The sequence below is a fragment of the Mesorhizobium sp. P160927 genome (genome assembly GCF_057766385.1).
On record NZ_JBYMDW010000001.1, the window covers coordinates 5,883,503 to 5,901,603 of the forward strand.

At 64.6% G+C, this 18,101-nt stretch carries 18 protein-coding genes and 1 pseudogene; 8 read left to right on the top strand and 11 right to left on the bottom strand.

Features of this window, described 5'->3' with window-relative positions; translation table 11 throughout:
- Positions 1-25: 25 nt before the first annotated feature.
- The 8 genes from AC3CB8_RS28750 to AC3CB8_RS28785 all read right to left on the bottom strand — a co-directional run bounded on the left by AC3CB8_RS28750 (position 26) and on the right by AC3CB8_RS28785 (position 7,770).
- Positions 26-1,075, bottom strand: coding sequence for a Gfo/Idh/MocA family protein (locus AC3CB8_RS28750; RefSeq protein WP_023770553.1), 1,050 nt, complete (start codon positions 1,073-1,075; stop codon positions 26-28).
- A complete protein-coding gene (locus AC3CB8_RS28755) occupies positions 1,075-1,860 on the bottom strand; it encodes a ThuA domain-containing protein (protein ID WP_023781238.1) in 786 nt (261 codons plus the stop codon). The genes AC3CB8_RS28750 and AC3CB8_RS28755 overlap by 1 nt, the downstream gene beginning before the upstream one ends.
- Before the next feature lie 76 nt (positions 1,861-1,936).
- Positions 1,937-2,161, bottom strand: coding sequence for a hypothetical protein (locus AC3CB8_RS28760; RefSeq protein ID WP_023770555.1), 225 nt, complete (start codon positions 2,159-2,161; stop codon positions 1,937-1,939).
- 58 nt (positions 2,162-2,219) lie between these two features.
- Positions 2,220-2,801 (bottom strand): sarcosine oxidase subunit gamma, encoded by a 582-nt coding sequence (locus AC3CB8_RS28765; protein WP_023781237.1) that lies wholly within the window; start codon positions 2,799-2,801, stop codon positions 2,220-2,222.
- Complete coding sequence (locus tag AC3CB8_RS28770) at positions 2,794-5,787, bottom strand: sarcosine oxidase subunit alpha (RefSeq protein WP_488377360.1); 2,994 nt, start codon at positions 5,785-5,787, stop codon at positions 2,794-2,796. The genes AC3CB8_RS28765 and AC3CB8_RS28770 overlap by 8 nt, the downstream gene beginning before the upstream one ends.
- The gene (locus AC3CB8_RS28775) at positions 5,784-6,080 is read right to left on the bottom strand and encodes a sarcosine oxidase subunit delta (RefSeq protein WP_023781235.1); all 297 of its coding nucleotides are present in this window, start codon (positions 6,078-6,080) and stop codon (positions 5,784-5,786) included. The genes AC3CB8_RS28770 and AC3CB8_RS28775 overlap by 4 nt, the downstream gene beginning before the upstream one ends.
- A gap of 11 nt (positions 6,081-6,091) precedes the next feature.
- Positions 6,092-6,514, bottom strand: a complete 423-nt coding sequence (locus tag AC3CB8_RS28780) for a hypothetical protein (protein ID WP_023781234.1) — start codon at positions 6,512-6,514, stop codon at positions 6,092-6,094.
- A gap of 2 nt (positions 6,515-6,516) precedes the next feature.
- Complete coding sequence (locus tag AC3CB8_RS28785) at positions 6,517-7,770, bottom strand: sarcosine oxidase subunit beta (protein WP_023770560.1); 1,254 nt, start codon at positions 7,768-7,770, stop codon at positions 6,517-6,519.
- A 197-nt stretch (positions 7,771-7,967) separates the two neighbouring features.
- Here AC3CB8_RS28785 and AC3CB8_RS28790 point away from each other — a divergent pair, with 197 nt between their 5' ends.
- The 8 genes and pseudogenes from AC3CB8_RS28790 (at position 7,968) to AC3CB8_RS28825 (ending at position 14,033) form a co-directional block, all read left to right on the top strand.
- The gene (locus tag AC3CB8_RS28790; RefSeq protein ID WP_245273800.1) at positions 7,968-8,342 is read left to right on the top strand and encodes a DUF2568 domain-containing protein; all 375 of its coding nucleotides are present in this window, start codon (positions 7,968-7,970) and stop codon (positions 8,340-8,342) included.
- Between the two features lie 102 nt (positions 8,343-8,444).
- Positions 8,445-9,203 (top strand): SDR family oxidoreductase, encoded by a 759-nt coding sequence (locus AC3CB8_RS28795; RefSeq protein WP_023770561.1) that lies wholly within the window; start codon positions 8,445-8,447, stop codon positions 9,201-9,203.
- A 127-nt stretch (positions 9,204-9,330) separates the two neighbouring features.
- Entirely contained in the window at positions 9,331-9,717 is a 387-nt protein-coding gene (locus tag AC3CB8_RS28800; protein ID WP_023770562.1) for an SET domain-containing protein, read from the top strand.
- A 175-nt stretch (positions 9,718-9,892) separates the two neighbouring features.
- A complete protein-coding gene (gene rpsU, locus AC3CB8_RS28805; RefSeq protein WP_010911429.1) occupies positions 9,893-10,159 on the top strand; it encodes a 30S ribosomal protein S21 in 267 nt (88 codons plus the stop codon).
- 141 nt (positions 10,160-10,300) lie between these two features.
- Positions 10,301-11,143: a tetratricopeptide repeat protein gene (locus AC3CB8_RS28810; protein ID WP_023770563.1), complete on the top strand. Its 843-nt coding sequence runs from the start codon at positions 10,301-10,303 to the stop codon at positions 11,141-11,143.
- Positions 11,144-11,349: 206 nt separating this feature from the next.
- On the top strand, positions 11,350-11,826 hold the full coding sequence (locus AC3CB8_RS28815) for a DUF992 domain-containing protein (RefSeq protein WP_023770564.1): 477 nt from the start codon (positions 11,350-11,352) through the stop codon (positions 11,824-11,826).
- Positions 11,827-11,916: 90 nt separating this feature from the next.
- A pseudogene (locus AC3CB8_RS28820) lies at positions 11,917-12,398 on the top strand (DUF992 domain-containing protein).
- Between the two features lie 198 nt (positions 12,399-12,596).
- Positions 12,597-14,033, top strand: coding sequence for an MFS transporter (locus AC3CB8_RS28825; protein WP_488377361.1), 1,437 nt, complete (start codon positions 12,597-12,599; stop codon positions 14,031-14,033).
- Positions 14,034-14,056: 23 nt separating this feature from the next.
- On the opposite strand, the gene AC3CB8_RS28830 is transcribed toward AC3CB8_RS28825, so the two are convergent.
- From AC3CB8_RS28830 to kdpC, 3 genes are read right to left on the bottom strand one after another with little or no spacing between them, the layout of a single operon-like run.
- Positions 14,057-14,746, bottom strand: coding sequence for a response regulator transcription factor (locus AC3CB8_RS28830; RefSeq protein ID WP_023770567.1), 690 nt, complete (start codon positions 14,744-14,746; stop codon positions 14,057-14,059).
- A complete protein-coding gene (locus AC3CB8_RS28835; RefSeq protein ID WP_023770568.1) occupies positions 14,746-17,478 on the bottom strand; it encodes a sensor histidine kinase in 2,733 nt (910 codons plus the stop codon). The genes AC3CB8_RS28830 and AC3CB8_RS28835 overlap by 1 nt, the downstream gene beginning before the upstream one ends.
- A gap of 57 nt (positions 17,479-17,535) precedes the next feature.
- On the bottom strand, positions 17,536-18,099 hold the full coding sequence (kdpC, locus tag AC3CB8_RS28840; protein ID WP_352546725.1) for a potassium-transporting ATPase subunit KdpC: 564 nt from the start codon (positions 18,097-18,099) through the stop codon (positions 17,536-17,538).
- Positions 18,100-18,101: the final 2 nt, after the last annotated feature.

Genomic DNA, 18,101 nt, shown 5'->3' on the forward strand with positions numbered 1-18,101 from the left:
CGGCTGAGCCGGCCGGATGGTGATTTCAGCCGATCGGGACCGGCAGCTTGGTCGCTGAACTTTCGAACGCCGCGTCGATCAGCTTTTGCATGTCGGCGGCCCGCCGGAACGACGGATCGCCGTTCTGTCCCGTGTCCAGCGCATCGACAAAGCGCCGGGCGTTGTGCTTGACGGCAGGGGGCGTCAGCGTCCGCCAACGGTGCTGGTCGACGTCGTCACCCAGGCAAGCGGACAGTTTCGACACCTTGCCGTCGGTCTCGACCTTGATCGCGCCCTTGGTACCATGCAGGGCCAGCGACAAATCATTGCCGTGGCCTGTCGTGTAGCGGCTGGCCATGATCGTGGCCAGCGCGCCTGACCTGAGCCGCGCCGTTATCGCCAAGCTGTCATTAACGTCGAGCACATAGTCGCCGATGCGGTCGCCCTCCGCCTTCGGAAACGTCACCAGATCGGCACGCAGGCTGACGATATCCTCGGCCGCCCCATAGGTCGCGAAGTCGAGGATATGGATGCCGACATCGCCCAAAACACCTGTCGAACCGTGCCGGCCCGACAGACGCCACAGCCATTTGTCGTCGACCCGCCAATCGCCCCAAAACTTGCTGACCAGCCAGCTTTGCCGGTAGCTCGCCTCGACATGGCGCAACTCGCCGATCTCGCCGGCCTCCACCATGCGCCGCGCCTCCTGGATGACCGGAGTGTTGCGATAGGTCAGGTTCACCATGTTGACGAGCCCAGCCGCCTCGGCTGCATCGCTCATCGCAAGCGCATCGGCGTGGTTCGGCGCCAGCGGCTTTTCGCAGAACACATGTTTCCCGGCGGCCAGCAGGGCCAGCGTCGTCGCCTTGTGAACCTGGTCAGGCGTGGCGTTGATGGCGGCATCGAACTCGCCCCAAGCGATCGCCGCATCGAGGCTTTGAAAGAAAGTGCCTATTTTGTTGGCGGCTGCGAACGCCGCCGCGCGGCCCGGCAGGTGGTCGACGCAAGCGACGATGGCGCAGCCCGGGACCTGACCGAACTCCTCGATATGATGCGCCGCGATCCAACCGGTGCCGAGCAAAAGCAGGCGGTGCATCAGCTCAGCCCCTTATCACCGTCCGCATGCAGACGCAGGCCTTTCTGCACGATCTTCTCCTTGGCCTTGTCCGTCGGCACGTTTGGCGCATTGGTGATGCCGGACCAGGCCGGGGCCGGGTTCTGCGCCCAATGCACAGCGTTGCGCAGCACCTGCTGAACGCCTTTATTGTGATAGATCGGATAGGTCTCATGGCCCGGCGAGAAGTAGAAGATTTTTCCCGCCCCGCGCTGATAGGTCAGCCCCGATCGGAACACCTCGCCCCCTTCGTACCAGGAGATAAATACCGTCTCCAGCGGCTCCGGCACGGCGAACGGCTCACCATACATTTCCGTCTCGCCGATCTCCAGGCATTCGCCGATGCCTTGCGCGATCGGGTGGCCGCGGTTAATCGCCCAGACACGCTCGCGCTCGCCCGCCTCGCGCCATTTCAGCGAACAGGGCGTGCCCATCAGCCGCTTGAAGATCTTCGAGTAGTGGCCTGAATGGAGCACGATCAACCCCATCCCTTCCCAGACCCGCTTCTGCACGCGCTCGACGATCTCGTCCTTGACCTCGCCATGGGCGGCATGGCCCCACCATAAAAGCACGTCGGTGGCGGCCAGGCGCGTCTCGCTCAGGCCATGCTCGGGTTCCTGCAAGGTGGCGGTGGTCGCTTTGACACCCTTGTCCTGATTGAGTGCGGCGGCAATGGTGCCATGCATACCCAGCGGATAGAGGTCGCGTACGGCGGCATTGGTCTGTTCATGGACGTTTTCACCCCAGACAACGGCTCTAACAGGCATTGTTCCTCTCCAAAGCGCTTTGAATATCGCGTCCACGGACGTCTTGGGAAGAGGCCTTCAACCAAAAATTCTGAAATCAGGGCTTGCGGGCCTTGCGGCCGGGGACGATCTTGGCCTTGCCGGGTTTCGCCGGTGCACCCGGAATGGCGGAACTGGTAATCGATACAGGATCGCTGGCCGGGAACGTGTCCTCGAGGCCTTCCTCAAGTTCCTCCTCGGCGTCGGTCTCGTGATGCCGCTCGTGTTCGAGCGAACGGACCGCCGCGGTTTTCGGCGATTTCGGCGCGGACTTCGACGGCATCGGCATCTCTCCCTCGACTGTCGCCGCTCAACGGACGCGGGCGGCAAACGTTCCTGGGTCAGCCGGCGGCGTCGCGGGCTCCCTCGGACAGGAAAGTAAAGACATAATCGGAGAAGGAACGCCAGCACTCGACCCGGAAGGCCTCGTCGGCTGTGCGCAGCAGCACGATCTCGGCCTTGCCGAGAATGGTGCGCGAAGCGGCGCCCACCGGGAATGCGTCGAGCGACAGGTCCTGCGGGCAGCCCGAATTGATCGCGGCTTCCGCCGCCGGACCGGAGACTGAAATCGCGATGTTGCGATGCGAGATACCGACCGACGAATGCAAGGCGGAAACTCCTGCGCAATCGGCGAGCGGATCCTTGCCGGCTTCGTCGATGACCAGCCATTCATCCGGGCCAAGCCACAGCGACGTACGCCCCGCTTTGGACGCCGAGGTTTTCGGCTTCTTCGGCAAGGTCACACCGAGCGCCTTCGACAGAGCACCGACTGAAGCCTCCGGCGCGCGCAGCGAGATACGCTCGGCCGGCGGCAGCACCTCGACCTTGACACCCGTTGCGGAGACTGTGCGCCCGGCCAATGCCGGACGCCGCTCTGCCGATGGCGAAGCCGTCGTGGCCGTCTTTGCGGCAGCCTTAGCCATTGAGGCGCCCTCCCGTCTCGTCGAAGAACACCATGCCGGTAACCTCCACTTCGATGATCCCGTCCGGCATCGGCACATAGAGCGTGTCGCCCATCCGGTCACGCCCGCCGGCGACAAGCCCCAGCGCGATGGAACGGCCGCAATTTTGCGACCAATAGCTCGAGGTGACATGGCCGATCATCTTCATCGGGACCGCCTGCTTGGGATCCTCGACGATCTGCGCGCCCTCTTCCAGCACCACCTTTGGGTCCTTGGTCTTCAGGCCGACCAGTTGTTTGCGGCCCTTGGCGACGAGATCAGGCCGCGTCAGGCCGCGAATGCCGACGAAATCGGCCTTCTTCTTGCCAACCGCCCAGTCGAGACCGGCGTCGTTTGGCGTCACCGTACCGTCGGTATCCTGGCCTACGATGATGTAGCCCTTCTCGGCGCGAAGCACGTGCATCGCCTCGGTGCCGTAGGCCGTAGCGCCATGCTTCTGGCCCTCGGCCCACAACGCTTCCCAGACCGCCTGGCCATGGTCGGCCGGCACATTGACTTCGAAACCGCGCTCGCCGGTGAACGACATGCGGAACAGCCTCGTCGGCACGCCGCGGATCTTGCCCTCGCGCACCGACATGTGCGGCAGCGCCTCGTCGGACATATCGATGCCTTCGACCAGCGGCGCGATGATGTCGCGCGACTTCGGCCCCTGAACGGCAATGACCGCCCACTGCTCGGTGATCGAGGTCAGCCAGACATTAAGGTGCGGGAACTCGGTCTGGAGATAATCTTCCATGTGGTTCATGACGCGCGGCGCGCCGCCTGTCGTCGTCGTCACATGGAAGCGGTCCGGCGCCAGCCTGCCGACGACGCCGTCGTCATAGATGAAGCCGTCCTCGCGCAGCATGATGCCATAGCGGCAGCGACCGGGCTCCAGCTTCTCCCACGGATTGGTGTAGAGCAGTTCCATGAACTTCGCCGCGTCGGGGCCGACCACTTCGATCTTGCCCAGCGTCGAGGCATCGAACAGGCCGGCCTGGTTGCGGACGACGACGCATTCGCGGTCGACCGCCGCATGCATGTCCTCGCCTGCCTTGGGGAAGTACCAGGCGCGCTTCCACTGGCCGACGTCCTCGAACACCGCGCCTTGCGCCTCGGCCCAGGGATGGATCGCGGTTCTGCGTGTCGGGTCGAACAGGGGTCCACGCGCGTGGCTGACGATCGCGCCGAAGGTGACAGGCGTGTAGGGCGCGCGGAACGTGGTCAGGCCGACTTCCGGGATCGGCTTGCCCAGCGTTTCGGCGGCAATCGCCAGTCCGTGCATGTTAGAGGTCTTGCCCTGGTCGGTCGCCATGCCGTTGGTGGTGAAGCGCTTGACATGCTCGATCGAGCGCATGCCTTCATGCACCGCCTGGCGGATGTCCTTGGCGGTCACGTCATTCTGGAAATCGACGAAGGCTTTCACCGTCGTGTCCGGCCCGGCGCCAGGGCCAGCACCCAGCATGCCGCGCGACCAGCTTTCCGAGGCTTCGACCTTCGGCTTGGTGCCCTTGGACACCTTGCCGCCTGTTTCTTTCGCCGCCTTGGCGCCCGCCGCATAGGCCTCGTCCACGGTCGCCGTCAGGCCGTCGCTGCCGTTGCAGGCGCCGACCGACACGCAGTCCTGCGCGTAGGTGCCGGGCACGAATTGCTTGGTCTCGTCGTTGAAGGCGACCTTGCCGCGCGATTGCGAGAACAGATGCACCGACGGCGTCCAGCCGGCGGACATCAGGATCGCATCGACGGGAATAGTGCGTTCGCCGCCGCCATTCTTCGGCTGCACCGTCATCGACGACACGCGTAGCTTGCCGCCCGCGCGGATCACGGCACGGCCGAAATTGATCTCGATGCCGAGGGCCCTGGCCTCATCGATCACCGTGCCGGTCGGGTTGTCACGCAAATCGACGATCGCCGCCACGTTGATGCCGGCCTTCTTCAGGTCGATCGCGGCGCCGTAAGCCGAATCATTGGCGGTGTAGACGCCGACATTCCGGCCGACCGCGACACCATAGTGGTTGAGGAAGGTGCGTGCCGCTCCCGCCAGCATGATGCCGGGCCGGTCATTGTTGGCAAACACCATGTGGCGTTCGATGGCGCCGGAGGCCAGCACCACGCGCTTGGCGCGGACCTGCCAGAGCCGTTCGCGCGGCAGATCATGGCCGGGGGCCTTCAGGTGATCGCTGACGCGCTCGACCAGACCCACGAAATTCTGCGCGTAATAGCCGAACGCCGTGGTACGCGGCAGCACCCGGACATTGTCCATCGCGCTCAGTCTGGCGATCGCCGCTTGTGCCCAGGCAAAGCCGTCCTGGCCGTCGATCTTCGCACCAGATTCGAAGCGCAGGCTGCCGCCGAACTCGGCCTGCTCGTCGGCCAGGATGACGCGCACGCCGGTCTCCGCCGCGGCAAGGGCCGCCGCGATGCCGGCCGCACCGCCGCCCAGCACCAGCACGTCGCAATGCGCGTAGCGCGAGGAATAATGGTCGGGATCCGGTCGGTCCGGCGAAACGCCGAGGCCGGCGGCTTCGCGGATCTTAGGCTCGTAAAGGCTCTTCCAAGCCGCCTTCGGCCACATGAAGGTCTTATAATAGAAGCCGGCCGAAAATAGCGGCGACGCCAGGTCGTTGACGGCGCTGACATCGAAGGACAGCGACGGCCAGCGGTTCTGCGAATTGGCGGCGAGCCCGTCATAGAGTTCCTGCACGGTGGCGCGCACGTTCGGCGTCTTGCGCGCGTCATCGCGCACGATCTGCACCAGCGCGTTGGGCTCTTCCGCGCCGGCCGACAGGATGCCGCGCGGGCGGTGGTACTTGAACGAGCGACCGACCAGATGCACGCCATTGGCGAGCAGCGCCGAGGCCAGCGTGTCGCCCTCTATACCGGCATAGGACCGTCCGTCGAAGCTGAACCGCGCGGTCTTGGCCTGGCTGAGGCGTCCGGCGCCGGGAATGCGCAACGCGCCGCTCATTTCGCTACTCCGGGCAGCTTGGAGGGTTTCGGTTCGCCGGCCTTGTAGGTCATGACGAACTTGTCGGTGACGGTGTCGCGCACCGCGTTGAAGAAGCGCGCGCAGCCATGCATGTGGCGCCAGCGCTCATAGATGATGCCCTTGGGGTTCGAGCGGATGAAGAAGAACTTCTCGAAGTCGTCGTCGCTCTCGCCTGACATGTTGGCCGAGCGGGCGATGTGCGCCTCGCCGGCGTTGCGGAATTCGAGTTCCGGGCGCTCTTCCTCGCAATAGGGGCAGCGGATGAGAAGCATCGTGTTTGTTCCTACAATTCGCCGTGGCCGACGCGCGCGCCGGCCGGTTGATCGCAAAGCTTCTGGCCCATGGTCATGAAGGGAGCGACGAGCCGCAGCCGCTCCTCGACGCTGGTCGCCGCGCTGAAGAGATCGCGGTTGGCAATGTTGCCGAGCGTCAGCTGCATCGGATCTGTCGTAACGATGACGCCACGCGGCTGGAAATCCTCGTCTTCATCCAGCCCATGCGGCCTGCCTTCGAAGAACATCACCAGTTTCTGGCCGACACTCCAGACGCAGGCGAGCATTCCCTCGTCGACCGAAAACGGCCAGCCGGTCTCGTTTCCCGCACGGCTGATCGGCTGCAGCCGCACTTCCTGCGCCGTCGGAACATGGAACATGCCCTGTTCCCCCGCCAGTATCAGCGGCACCGCGACTGCCACCTCGGCCATCATCATCAGTGCGCCACCGCCGCCGCCGCCGCCTCGTCGATGAGGCGGCCGGTGCGGAAGCGCTCGATGGTGAAGGGCGCGTTGATCGGGTGCGGATCGTCCTTGGCGATGGTGTGGGCAAAGACATGCCCGGACCCCGGCGTCGCCTTGAAGCCGCCCGTGCCCCAGCCGCAATTGACGTAGAGGCCGGGCACCGGCGTCTTGGCCAGGATCGGCGAGCGGTCGGGCGTGACGTCGACGATGCCGCCCCACGAGCGCAGCATCTTCATGCGCGTGAAGATCGGGAACATTTCGCAGATGGCGTCGAGTGTGTGCTGAAGAATGTGCAGCCCACCGGTCTGCGAATAGGAGACATACTGGTCGGTGCCGGCGCCGATCACCAGTTCGCCCTTGTCGGACTGCGAGATGTAGGCGTGCACCGTGTTCGACATCACAACGCAAGGCACGACCGGCTTGATCGGCTCCGACACCAGCGCCTGCAGCGGATAGCTTTCCAGCGGCATGCGCACGCCGGCCATATTCATGATGACGGAGGAGTGGCCGGCGGCGACGACGCCAACCTTCTTGGCGCCGATGAAGCCACGCGTCGTGTCGACGCCCGTCACCGTGCCATTGGCAGCCCGCTTGACGCCCGTCACCTCGCAATTCTGGATGATGTGCACGCCGCGCGCCGAGGCGCCGCGCGCATAGCCCCAGGCGACCGCGTCATGGCGCGCCGTGCCGCCGCGACGCTGCAAGGCAGCCCCGACGACCGGATAGCGTGCGTCCTTGGAGGTGTTGAGCGGCGGGCAGAATTCTTTCGCCTGCTCGGGTGTCAGCCATTCATTGTCGATGCCGTTGAGGCGGTTGGCGTGCACGTGGCGCTTCAGCACCTGGATGTCGTGCACATTGTGGGCCAGCATCATGACGCCGCGCGCCGAATACATGACGTTGTAATTGAGCTCCTGAGAGAGCCCGTCCCACAGCTTCAGCGCATGGTCGTAAATCCCGGCGCTCTCGTCATAGAGATAGTTGGAACGGATGATGGTGGTGTTGCGGCCGGTGTTGCCGCCGCCCAGCCAGCCCTTTTCCAGCACCGCGACATTGGTGATGCCGTGCACGGTCGCGAGATAGTAAGCGGTGGCCAGCCCATGGCCGCCGGCGCCGACGATGATGACGTCGTATTCCTTCTTCGGCTCCGGCGAGGACCATTGTTCCTCCCAGCCCTTGTGGCCGCGCATGGCCTCGCGGGCGATGGCGAATACCGAATATTTCTTCACGTTCCAGCCTCGCAAATGGCAGCCGGGCGTTCATCATCAAGCCCCGGCGCGCGAGGTGTATCACTAGCGAAACAGCGCTGCCACCCTTGCGCTGTTTGCGACGGCGCTTGCCGTTTTGCGCCGCGCTGAAAAAGAGCTATCCGGCCTGGCCCCCATGATTGCCTTCAGTCACACTTCTCGGCGCTGGGATTCGGAGGATGATGATGGGCAACGCCTGGTGGAACCTCACATTGCGCTTCCTGCTGGAGCTTGCCGCCTTGCTTGGCCTTGCCATGGCAGGCTGGAGTCTTTCGGACGGAGCGTGGCGTTGGGTCCTCGCCGTTGCCTTGCCGCTCGCCGCAGCCGGGGCATGGGGTACCTTCGCGGTCCTCAACGATCCAAGCCGGTCTGGCCGGGCACCGGTGCCTGTGCCGGGCGCTGTCAGGCTGGCGCTGGAATTCGTCGTCCTGTCCGGCGGCGCGGCGGGTTTCCATCTGGCAGGCCATACCATTCCGGCCATCATCATGGCCCTGCTGATCGTCATCAGCTACGCGTTCTCGCTGGATCGTCTGGCATGGCTGCTGCGGCAGTAGTGGCGCGAATCTCCGCGGCTTTCGGGTGGCTGCTGTCCTGCCGATTTGCGACCAAGCATCCGATCGCCGGCGAAGCTGGCGCGAAGGACAAGGATGCCAAACATGCTCGCACTCGCCAACAAGATCGCCATCGTTACCGGCGCCAGTTCCGGCATCGGCCGCGCCGCCGCCAAACTGTTCGCCGAGGAAGGCGCCAGGCTCGTCATTTCCGCTCGCCGCCAAACGGAGCTTGATGCACTGGCAGTCGAAATCGAGGACGCCGGCGGCACGGCCGTCGCTCTCGCGGGAGATGTCACGGACGAGACCTATGCGAAAGCCCTCGTCGAGTTGGCGGTGGGCAGCTTCGGTGGTCTCGACATCGCGTTGAACAATGCCGGCTCCGTCGGACTGATGGGGCCAGTCCCCGACATGCCGGCACAGACATGGCACGGGACGATGGACACCAACCTGACCAGTGCCTTTCTCGGCGCGAAGTATCAGATACCGGCCATGCTGGAGCGCGGCGGCGGCTCGCTGATCTTCACATCGAGCTTTGTCGGTTACACCGCGGGCATGCCGGGCATGGCCGCCTACGCCGCCGCCAAGGCAGGCCTGATCGGTTTGACGCAGGTGTTGGCCACCGAATACGGACCGAAGGGACTGCGCGTCAACGCGCTGCTGCCGGGTGGCACCGACACACCCGGCGCGACGACGACAACACCCGAGGCCCGCGCCTTCGTCGAGAGCCTCCATGCCCTGAAACGCATGGCGCAGCCGCAAGAGATCGCCCGCTCGGCGCTTTACCTTGCCTCTGACGCCTCGAGCTTCACCACGGGTACCGCGCTGTTTGCCGATGGCGGCGTGTCGATCAACCGGACGTGAGGGATTTTTGCGGTGAACGGGCCTGTTCGTCGTTGTGACGCAGGCGGCCGCTCTTGCTTTTTCGGCCTGATTTGGCGATTCCGTTTGCTGTCGAACGGGTCTTCTTGCCAAGACGGGTTGTGAAACCATGATGCTGGTCCGAACCTATGTTGCCCAGAGCGCGATCGAAGGCGTGGGCATGTTCGCCGCCGAACCGATCCGGAAAGGCGCCTCGATCTGGCGCCTGGATCCGGATTTCGACCGGCTGATCCCGGTGGACACGTACGAGACGGCACCCCAGCCCCTGAAGGAATTACTCGACCGCTACGCCTATCCGAGCCCGGATAAGCCCGGTTTCATGGTCTACGAGGTCGACAATGGCCGTTTCATGAACCATTCGGCGACCCCGAACACCGACTTTTCGCAATATGGAGGGGCGACCGCGACCCGCGATATCGCCGTCGGCGAGGAGATCACCTGCGACTACGGTGAGTTCTTCGAGGATTTCGAGCGGCTGCACCTGGCGACGGCGTAACGGGCACACTATCTCCAGCCGACGTGGCAATTTGGCCGTCGTCTCTCATTTCGACTGTGGACAGCGAGGCTTGATTCTGCTATCAGCCGCCACAATTCGTGGTGTCGAGCGCCGCGGAGGCTTGCGGCTATGGCTGCTTGCCTGTTGATATCAAACCCGAAAGACAGGATTGCCCGTGCAGGTACTCGTCCGCGACAATAACGTTGATCAGGCGCTTCGCGCGCTCAAGAAGAAGATGCAGCGCGAAGGCATTTTCCGCGAAATGAAGATGCGCGGCCACTACGAGAAGCCTTCCGAGAAGCGCGCCCGTGAAAAGGCCGAAGCCGTTCGCCGCGCCCGCAAGCTGGCCCGCAAGCGCGCACAGCGCGAAGGCCTGCTGCCGATGACCCCGCGTCCGGTTGCTGCTGGCGGTGCCGCCGGTGCAGCGCGTCCGCCGCGCTGATTATCGCCAATATTTCGTCCTTTTCGAAGGATACCTGGGTGGCGCGATGCGGAATCGCCGCCACCCTTTTATTTTGAATGTGACCCGGCCCGGAGGGGGGAACCGGACCTGAACGACGGCGCAAGTGAGGACAGGGCAGACATGAACGCAACGAGCGTGGAGCGCGGGACCGCATTGCGTGGTTTCGCCCTGACAGCGGCCCTGCTTTCCGGACTGGTGCTTGCCGGCTGCCAGACATCGGGCCCGGCCGGTGAATTCAACAACATCGACAAGGCGCAAGGGTCGACCGAGAACATCTCCTCGCTGTCGGCGGTCATCCAGCGCAATCCCCAGGATCCGGAAGGCTATAATGTCCGCGGCTCGGCCTATGGCCGCGGCGGCCAGTACCAGGCGGCGCTCAAGGATTTCAACCAGGCCATCCAGCTCAATCCGAATTTCTACCAGGCCTATTCGAACCGGGCCCTTATCCAGCGCTTCCTCGGCAACCAGGAAGCCGCCCTTGCCGACTACAACCGCTCGATCCAGATTAACGGCAATTATGATGCCGCCTATATCGGCCGCGGCAATCTCTATCGCAAGGCGGGTCGCACCCAGGATGCCTTCACCGACTTCCAGAAGGCGATCCAACTCGATACGACGGATGCCCGCGCCTACCACAATCGCGGCCTGATCTATCAGAGCCAGGGCCAGCACAAATTCGCCATCGAGGATTTCTCGACCGCCATCTCGCTGGCTCCCGACGCCGCCGAACCCTACAACGGCCGTGGCCTCTCGTATCTGGCGACCGGTGACGAGGACAACGCCTTCTCCGATTTCAACATGGCCATCAAGCTCGACGGCCAGAACGCCGAGGCCTGGGCCAACCAGGCGCTGATCTATGAACGGCGCGGTGACAAGGCAAAGGCGGCGAAGGCCTATCACGAAGCCGTGCGCCTCAACCCCAGCTACCAGCCTGCCAAGGACGGCCTCGCTCGCGTCAGCTGACGTCGGCTTCATCAGGCCCGCGCCAGGCGCCCACTGCATCCTGCGTGTCCGAAAGGGCACGCGGCGTTGAAGATCGCCGCAATCCGGCAACCCTGTGTTAACCCCCGCGACAAGCCGTTAACCCTCGCCTTGTTCGCGCCAAGTTTTCGGCGGAACGGTCGCGGCGCTCGAGACGTTACTGAAGACTGATTGCGAAAGGACCCCCCATGATCAAGAAACTCGTCTGCGCCGCCGCCCTTGCAACGACCATGTTCGCTGCCGCTCCGGCCAGCGCCGGCAGGTTGCAACTCGGCACGCTCGACTGCACCATCGATGGCGGCACCGGCTATCTCGTGACGTCCAACAAGGGCGTGTCCTGTGTGTTCCGGCCCTATCATCACGGGCCGTCTGAAATTTACACCGGCGTCATCTCGAAGCTCGGCGTCGATCTCGGCAAGACGCACCAGGGCCAGTTGGTCTGGGCGGTGTTTGCCGCGACCCGCGACCGTGACGCGGGCGACCTTGCCGGCAGCTACTACGGCGTCAACGCCGAGGCGAGCGTCGTCACCGGTGGCGGCGCCAACCTGCTGGTCGGCGGCTTCGACAGCGCCTTCATGCTGGAGCCGCTCAGCGTCCAGGCCCAGACCGGCGTCAACCTGGCGGTCGCCGTCACCTCGCTGGAGCTGATCCACTCGCTCAAGTGATTGCATGGAGCCACGCGCTCGACGCCCCTCACCCTACGGCGCGGAACCAGATAGTATGGTTCCGCGCCGTTTGATTTCGAGGGGACCCTCATGCTCAGGACAGCCATCGCCGCTGCCGCGACCACGATCGTGCTTGCGGGAGCCGCACGAGCGCAGGACCAGGGCATCGAACTCGGCGCCCTTGAATGCGCTATATCGGGCGGCACCGGCTTCATCTTCGGCTCGAGCAAGGATTTGAGCTGCACCTTCACCCCGGCCGACAGGACCTTCGCGCCGGAAGCCTATTTCGGCGCCGTCAACAAGTACGGTCTCGACATCGGCACGACCAAGCAGACGGTGATGCGCTGGCTGGTGCTGACGCCGCTGAAGAACATCTATGCGCCGGGTGCATTGGCGGGTGACTATATCGGCGCCAGCGCCGAGTTACCGCCGCCGTTGGCGCCGGCGCCAATCTCCTGGTCGGCGGCTCCTCGCGGGCCTTCGCCCTGCAGCCGCTCAGCCTGCAGACGCAGACCGGCATCAATCTCGCCATCGGCGTCAGCCAATTCCAGTTGCGCAGCACCGAGAATTGATCGCAAGCGGTCCGGCCAGGACGACGCTGGCCCAAACATATTTCGAGAAAATCGCTTGAGCTCAACCGAGGTTGAGGTTCTACAAACCCGCCCCGAGCAAGGCCGCGTCTCGAGGCAGCGGGCATGGTCCTGCCGGAAGCCTCGTGCTGGCTTCTGGTGCCATGCGGCTGCATCGAGATATGCAAGGCAGGGATGGACATGACTGAAATCACCAGCAACAAGGTCGACTGGCGCGCATTGTGGGCAAGCGGCGACCTCGCCCGCTTCTGCTTCATCAGCCTCGGCATCCTGCTGCACGCCACCAATGAGACGATGGTGGCGACGGTCATGCCGGCCATGGTCGGCGAACTGGCCGGCGTACAGCTCGTCGGCTGGTCCCTGGCGATCTACGAACTCGGCGCCATCGTCGCCGGGGCCGCAGCCGGACGCCTGGTGAGTTATATCCCGTTGCGCACCAACATGGTGGTCGCGGCATTGCTTTATGCCGCCGGGGCGCTGATCTGCGCCACCTCGCCCTCGATGCAATTGTTCCTTGCCGGCCGTTTGATCGAGGGCCTCGGCGGCGGCGCGCTGGTGTCGCTGGCCTTCGTCTCGGTCGAGCGGCTGTTTTCGCGTGCCATCTGGCCACAGCTTTTCGGTATCATGTCGGCTATCTGGGGCGTCGCTGCCTTCAGTGGCCCGTTGCTCGGCGCTGTTATGACCGAACTGCTGTCTTGGCGCTGGGCCTTCGGCGTCTTCACACTCGGCGGCGCCGCCATGGCGCTGGCAAGCTTCCTCGTACTCAACACCCCGGAGGCGAAGAGACCCAGCATGAGTGCCGGCAAGGCGCCGCCCTTCCCTTACATGGCGCTTGGCTGTCTTGCCGTCGCCGTGGTGCTGATCGCCTCCGCCGGCGTCGACATCGCCCTGTTGCGGTCCTCGCTGCTGATCGTGCTGGGCCTGACAAGCCTCGCGCTGTTTTTCTACGTCGACGGGCTGAAGCCGCGCTCCAGGCTGTTCCCGGCGCGGCTGTTCTCCTGGCGCACGCCGGTCGGCGCCGGCATGACCATGGTCGCTGCCTTTTCCATCGCGACCTGCTCCTTCGGCGTCTACGGGCCGCTGCTGCTGACCAGCCTGCACGACATTCCGCTGCTGACCACCGGCTACATCATCGCCGCCGAATTGATCGCCTGGTCGATCCTGTCGATCCTCGTCGCCAACGCTCCGCCGCGGCGCGAACGGCTGATCATCGTCTGCGGCGCACTGATGATCGCGGCGGGCATCGCCGGCTTCGCCTACACCATACCGCTGGGCTCGATCCCGCTGATCCTGGTCTGCGCCCTGCTGCAGGGCGGCGGCTTCGGTATTGCCTGGCCATTCCTGACCCGCGTCATCGTCGCCTCCGCACCCGACGAGGAGCAGACCATCGCCTCGGCGGCGGTGCCGACCATGCAGCGCATCGGCTATGCCGTGGGCGCCGCCCTTGCCGGCATCGTCGCCAATGCCAGCGGCTTTTCGCAAGGCCTGAATCATGACGCGGCGGCCAATGTCGCGAGCTGGCTGTTCCTAGCCTTCGTGCCGCTCGGCATTCTGGGTTGTCTCGCCGCCTTGCGGACATCGGCGGCGGCAGATCGGCCTCTGGAGGCCATCGGCTGACGCAGGTTATCGGAAGGGCTAATTCACTCGACACGCAGGCGGTAGCCGACACCGGTCTCGGTGGTGATGTAGCGCGGCTGGTCGGGAATTTTTTCGATCTTCTGCCTGAGCTGGCGGACATAGACCCTGAGGTACTGCACGTCGGTCGAATCGTCCCAGATCTGCTTCAGGATGAAGTGGTGGGTCAGCACCTTGCCGGCATGCTGCACCAGGATGCGCAATATGTCGTACTCTTTCGGCGAGAGCTTCACCTCCCTGTCCTCGACCTTGACGACGCGCTTGACCAGATCGACGCTGAGGTCACCGCTCTGGAATACCGGCTTCTCACCCTGTTGCTGGAACTTGTGGCGCAGCGCCACCCGGATGCGCGCCACCAGTTCGTTCATGCCGAACGGCTTGGTGACATAGTCGTCGGCGCCGAGTTCGAGCGCGCTGACGATGCCGGCCTCGTCGGTACGGCTGGAGAGGATGACGACGGGAACGTCGACGCCCTCCTCACGCCATTTGCGCAGGAGTTCATGGCCCCCCATGCCGGGCAGGCCGAGATCGAGCAGCACCAGGTCCGGCTTCTCCTGTTCCATCAGCTCGATCGCCACCTTGGCGTTCGGCGCCTCGCTGACCGCGTAACCCTGGCTGGCGAGGCCGACCCGCAGCAGCTTGCGGATCGGCGGCTCGTCGTCGACGACCAGTATCCTGACATTCGAATTGGTCATCAAGGCTGATCCGTGCTGGGCTCGTGGCCACGGTTGCCGATATCGCGCGCTTGCGCCGGCACCGGCATCCTGATGGTGAAGGCGCCACCGGGGCGGTCGGTCCGGTTGGTGGCCGCGATCGTGCCGCCCATCGCCTCGACGAAGCCACGGCAGATCGACAGGCCAAGTCCGGTGCCGGCGCGCACCTGATCGCCCTTGCGCACCCGGTAGAAGGTGTCAAAGACGCGTTCCAGGTCCTGCGCCGGAATGCCCGGTCCTTCGTCCATGATCCGCACGATGACGGAGCCATTGTCCGCCCAGGCCTGGACGCGGATCGTCGAACCGGGCGGCGAATATTTCGAGCCATTGTCGAGAAGGTTGAACAGGACCTGTTCGAACAGCACGGGATCGAGCCGCAGCATCGGCAGGTCGGGCGGAATATCGACCTCGATCTTGTGCGCGCTGGTGATCTTGCGGGCACGATCGAGCGCCGTGCCGACGATATCGCCGACATAGTGGAGGGCGTAGTTCGGCTCTATTGCCCCGGATTCGATCTTGGTCATGTCGAGCAGGTTGGCAATGAAGCGGTTCAGCCGCTCCGATTCGTCGATCACGGTCGACAGGAGCTCCGCCCTGTCCTGCTCGGGAAGGTTGGGCGCGAATTCCTTGAGCGTGCCGGCCGCGCCCATGATGGCCGCGAGCGGCGTTTTCAGGTCATGCGAAATCGAGGTCAGCAGCGCCGAGCGCAGCCGGTCGGCTTCGGCCGCGAGCTTGGCGCGGTCGACATCGGCGACGAGCTGGATGCGTTCGATCGCCACCGCCGCCTGATCGGCCAGCGCATCGAGCAGCCGCTGCTGCTCGGGCGTCAAAAGCGGGCCCTGCTTGTCATTGTCGAGGCCGACGACGCCGATCGCGGTGCGTCCCGTGCGCAAGGGAAGATATAGGCGCTTGGCGCCAGGAAGCGTGTCGGCGCCGCGTCCGGCGGCACGGTTGTGCTCCCAGGCCCAGCGTGCGGCGGCGATGTCGGCCTCGGCCAGCGTGTCGTCGGGCGGATAGCCTGCCTTGACGGTGATCGTGCCGTCTTCCGGCAGCAGCAGCACCACGCGCAGCTTCAGCATCGAGGCGATCTGGAAGGCGGTGGCCCAGAGCACGTCGTCGAGTGTGCCGGCGCCTGCGAGCTTCTTGGAAAACAGATAGATGTCCTCGGTTGCCCGCGCCCGCGAGCGGGCGGCGGCGGCCTGACGCTGCACGCGCGCCGTCAGGTTGCTGGCGATGACGGCAACGGCGACAAAGACGGCAATCGCGACGATGCTCTCGGGATCGCGGATGGTCAGCGTGTAGCGTGGCTCGAGGAAAAAATAGTTGAAGGCAAGGACACTGAGGAAACAGGCGTAAAGCGCCGGCCAGAGACCACCGGCCACCGCCGATGTCAGCACCGAGAGCAGGAAGACGATCGCCAGATTGCGAACGTCGAGGAACTGATCGAGAGCAGTGCTGACGGCCAATGATCCGGCAACGTAAGCCGTGGCGAGCAAATACGGCTTGGCCTGAAAATGCCTATCCTCGGCTGCCGCGTTCACTCTCCTGGAAGACGTTTCGGTGTCCCGCTCCGTTCCGGAGATGACATGGACACTGATGTCTCCGGCATTGCGGATCAGATCGTAGGTGAGCGACCCCTCGATCAGTTCGCGCCAGCGCGACCGGGTCGGCCTGCCGACCACGATGTGGGTGAAATTGTTGGCCGTGGCATGGCGAACGATGTCCTGGGCGACGCTCTGGCCAGGGATGGTCGTCACCTCGGCACCGAGCTGCTCGGCGAGGCGCAGCAGTGTGGCGAGCCTGTCCTTGTCGTCCTCGGACATGCCGGCGGAGCGAGGCGTGTCGACATGAAGCGCCGTCCATGGCGCACGAAGCCTGTCGGCCAGCCTGCGTGCGTAGCGAATGCGGGCTGCCCCGCCCGGACGGGCATCGACGCAGACAAGCACCCTTTCGCCTGCCGCCCACGGACCCTGGATAGCATGGGATTGCATGTGGTTGAGCAACTGCTCGTCGACGCGCTGGGCGGTACGGCGCAGCGCCAGTTCCCGCAACGCCGTCAGATTGCCGGGCGAAAAATAGTTCTCGACGGCGCGCTGCGCGGTGTTGGGGAAATAGACCTTGCCCTCCTCCAGCCGCTTGATCAGGTCGTCGGGCGTCAGATCGACGATCTCGACATCATCCGCCTGGTCGATGATCGAGTCTGGAACCGTCTCGCGCACCCTGACCCGGGTAATCTGGGCGACGACGTCGTTCAGGCTTTCGACATGTTGGATGTTCAGCGTCGTATAGACGTCTATGCCCCGTGCCAGGATTTCCTGGACATCGAGATAGCGCTTGGGGTGGCGGCTGCCGGGCGCGTTGGTGTGGGCGAGTTCGTCGACCAGGACCAGCGCCGGACGCCGGGCAAGGATGGCATCGATATCCATCTCGTCGAGGACGCGCCCCTTGTAGTCGACCCTGCGGCGGGCAATGACTTCATACCCCTCGACCAGGGCCCGTGTTTCCTTGCGGCCATGCGTCTCGACCACGCCGATCACCACGTCGGCACCGTCGGCCACCCTGGCACGACCCGACATCAGCATCTCGTACGTCTTGCCGACACCGGGTGCCGCACCCAGGAATATGCGCAGACGGCCGCGCCCTTCCCGCTCGGCATGCTCCAGCAGCGCGTCGGGAGATGGTCTGTTTTCGACGTAGCTTCTGTCGTCCGGCATCGGGTCTGATCATGAATGGCGCCGGGGACCGTGTCGATCCCCGGCGCCGGACATCACCTATTTCGCGGCATCCAGCGCCAGGTTGAGGGCCAGCACATTAACCGCCGGCTCGCCGAGCACGCCCAATTCCCTGTCCTCGACCTGGCTGTCGACGAGCGCCTTGACCTTGGCCTCGTCGATGCGCCTTGCCTTGGCCACGCGCGGAACCTGGAAATAAGCGGCCTCGGGACTGATCTGCGGATCAAGGCCGCTGCCGGACGTCGTCACCAGATCCATCGGCACCGGCTGGTCCGGGTTCTCAGCCTTCAGCTTTTCCGCATCGCCCTTGATGCGTTCGAGCAGCTTCGGGTTGGTCGGGCCGAGGTTGGAGCCGCTGGAGGCGCTGGCATCGTAGCCGTTGCCGGCGGCCGACGGCCGTCCGTGGAAATACGTGTCGCTGGCGAAGGCCTGGCCGATCAGTTCGGAGCCGATCACCCTGCCGTCCCTCTCGATCAGGCTGCCATTGGCCTGGCGCGGGAACAGCGCCTGGGCGATGCCGGTCATGCCGGTGGGATAGACGAGCCCCGTCAGCACGGTAAAGAAAACGATCATGATGATCGCGGGTCTGATCTGCTTGAGCATCG

What these genes read in the sequence shown, in the direction of transcription:
- AC3CB8_RS28750 (WP_023770553.1), bottom strand. Translation starts at nt 1,075, where the DNA reads ATGCACCGCCTGCTTTTGCTCGGCACCGGTTGGATCGCGGCGCATCAT.
- AC3CB8_RS28755 (WP_023781238.1), bottom strand. Translation starts at nt 1,860, where the DNA reads ATGCCTGTTAGAGCCGTTGTCTGGGGTGAAAACGTCCATGAACAGACC.
- AC3CB8_RS28760 (WP_023770555.1), bottom strand. Translation starts at nt 2,161, where the DNA reads ATGCCGTCGAAGTCCGCGCCGAAATCGCCGAAAACCGCGGCGGTCCGT.
- AC3CB8_RS28765 (WP_023781237.1), bottom strand. Translation starts at nt 2,801, where the DNA reads ATGGCTAAGGCTGCCGCAAAGACGGCCACGACGGCTTCGCCATCGGCA.
- AC3CB8_RS28770 (WP_488377360.1), bottom strand. Translation starts at nt 5,787, where the DNA reads ATGAGCGGCGCGTTGCGCATTCCCGGCGCCGGACGCCTCAGCCAGGCC.
- AC3CB8_RS28775 (WP_023781235.1), bottom strand. Translation starts at nt 6,080, where the DNA reads ATGCTTCTCATCCGCTGCCCCTATTGCGAGGAAGAGCGCCCGGAACTC.
- AC3CB8_RS28780 (WP_023781234.1), bottom strand. Translation starts at nt 6,514, where the DNA reads ATGATGGCCGAGGTGGCAGTCGCGGTGCCGCTGATACTGGCGGGGGAA.
- AC3CB8_RS28790 (WP_245273800.1), top strand. Translation starts at nt 7,968, where the DNA reads ATGATGATGGGCAACGCCTGGTGGAACCTCACATTGCGCTTCCTGCTG.
- AC3CB8_RS28795 (WP_023770561.1), top strand. Translation starts at nt 8,445, where the DNA reads ATGCTCGCACTCGCCAACAAGATCGCCATCGTTACCGGCGCCAGTTCC.
- AC3CB8_RS28800 (WP_023770562.1), top strand. Translation starts at nt 9,331, where the DNA reads ATGATGCTGGTCCGAACCTATGTTGCCCAGAGCGCGATCGAAGGCGTG.
- AC3CB8_RS28810 (WP_023770563.1), top strand. Translation starts at nt 10,301, where the DNA reads ATGAACGCAACGAGCGTGGAGCGCGGGACCGCATTGCGTGGTTTCGCC.
- AC3CB8_RS28815 (WP_023770564.1), top strand. Translation starts at nt 11,350, where the DNA reads ATGATCAAGAAACTCGTCTGCGCCGCCGCCCTTGCAACGACCATGTTC.
- AC3CB8_RS28825 (WP_488377361.1), top strand. Translation starts at nt 12,597, where the DNA reads ATGACTGAAATCACCAGCAACAAGGTCGACTGGCGCGCATTGTGGGCA.
- AC3CB8_RS28830 (WP_023770567.1), bottom strand. Translation starts at nt 14,746, where the DNA reads ATGACCAATTCGAATGTCAGGATACTGGTCGTCGACGACGAGCCGCCG.
- AC3CB8_RS28835 (WP_023770568.1), bottom strand. Translation starts at nt 17,478, where the DNA reads ATGCCGGACGACAGAAGCTACGTCGAAAACAGACCATCTCCCGACGCG.
- kdpC (WP_352546725.1), bottom strand. Translation starts at nt 18,099, where the DNA reads ATGCTCAAGCAGATCAGACCCGCGATCATCATGATCGTTTTCTTTACC.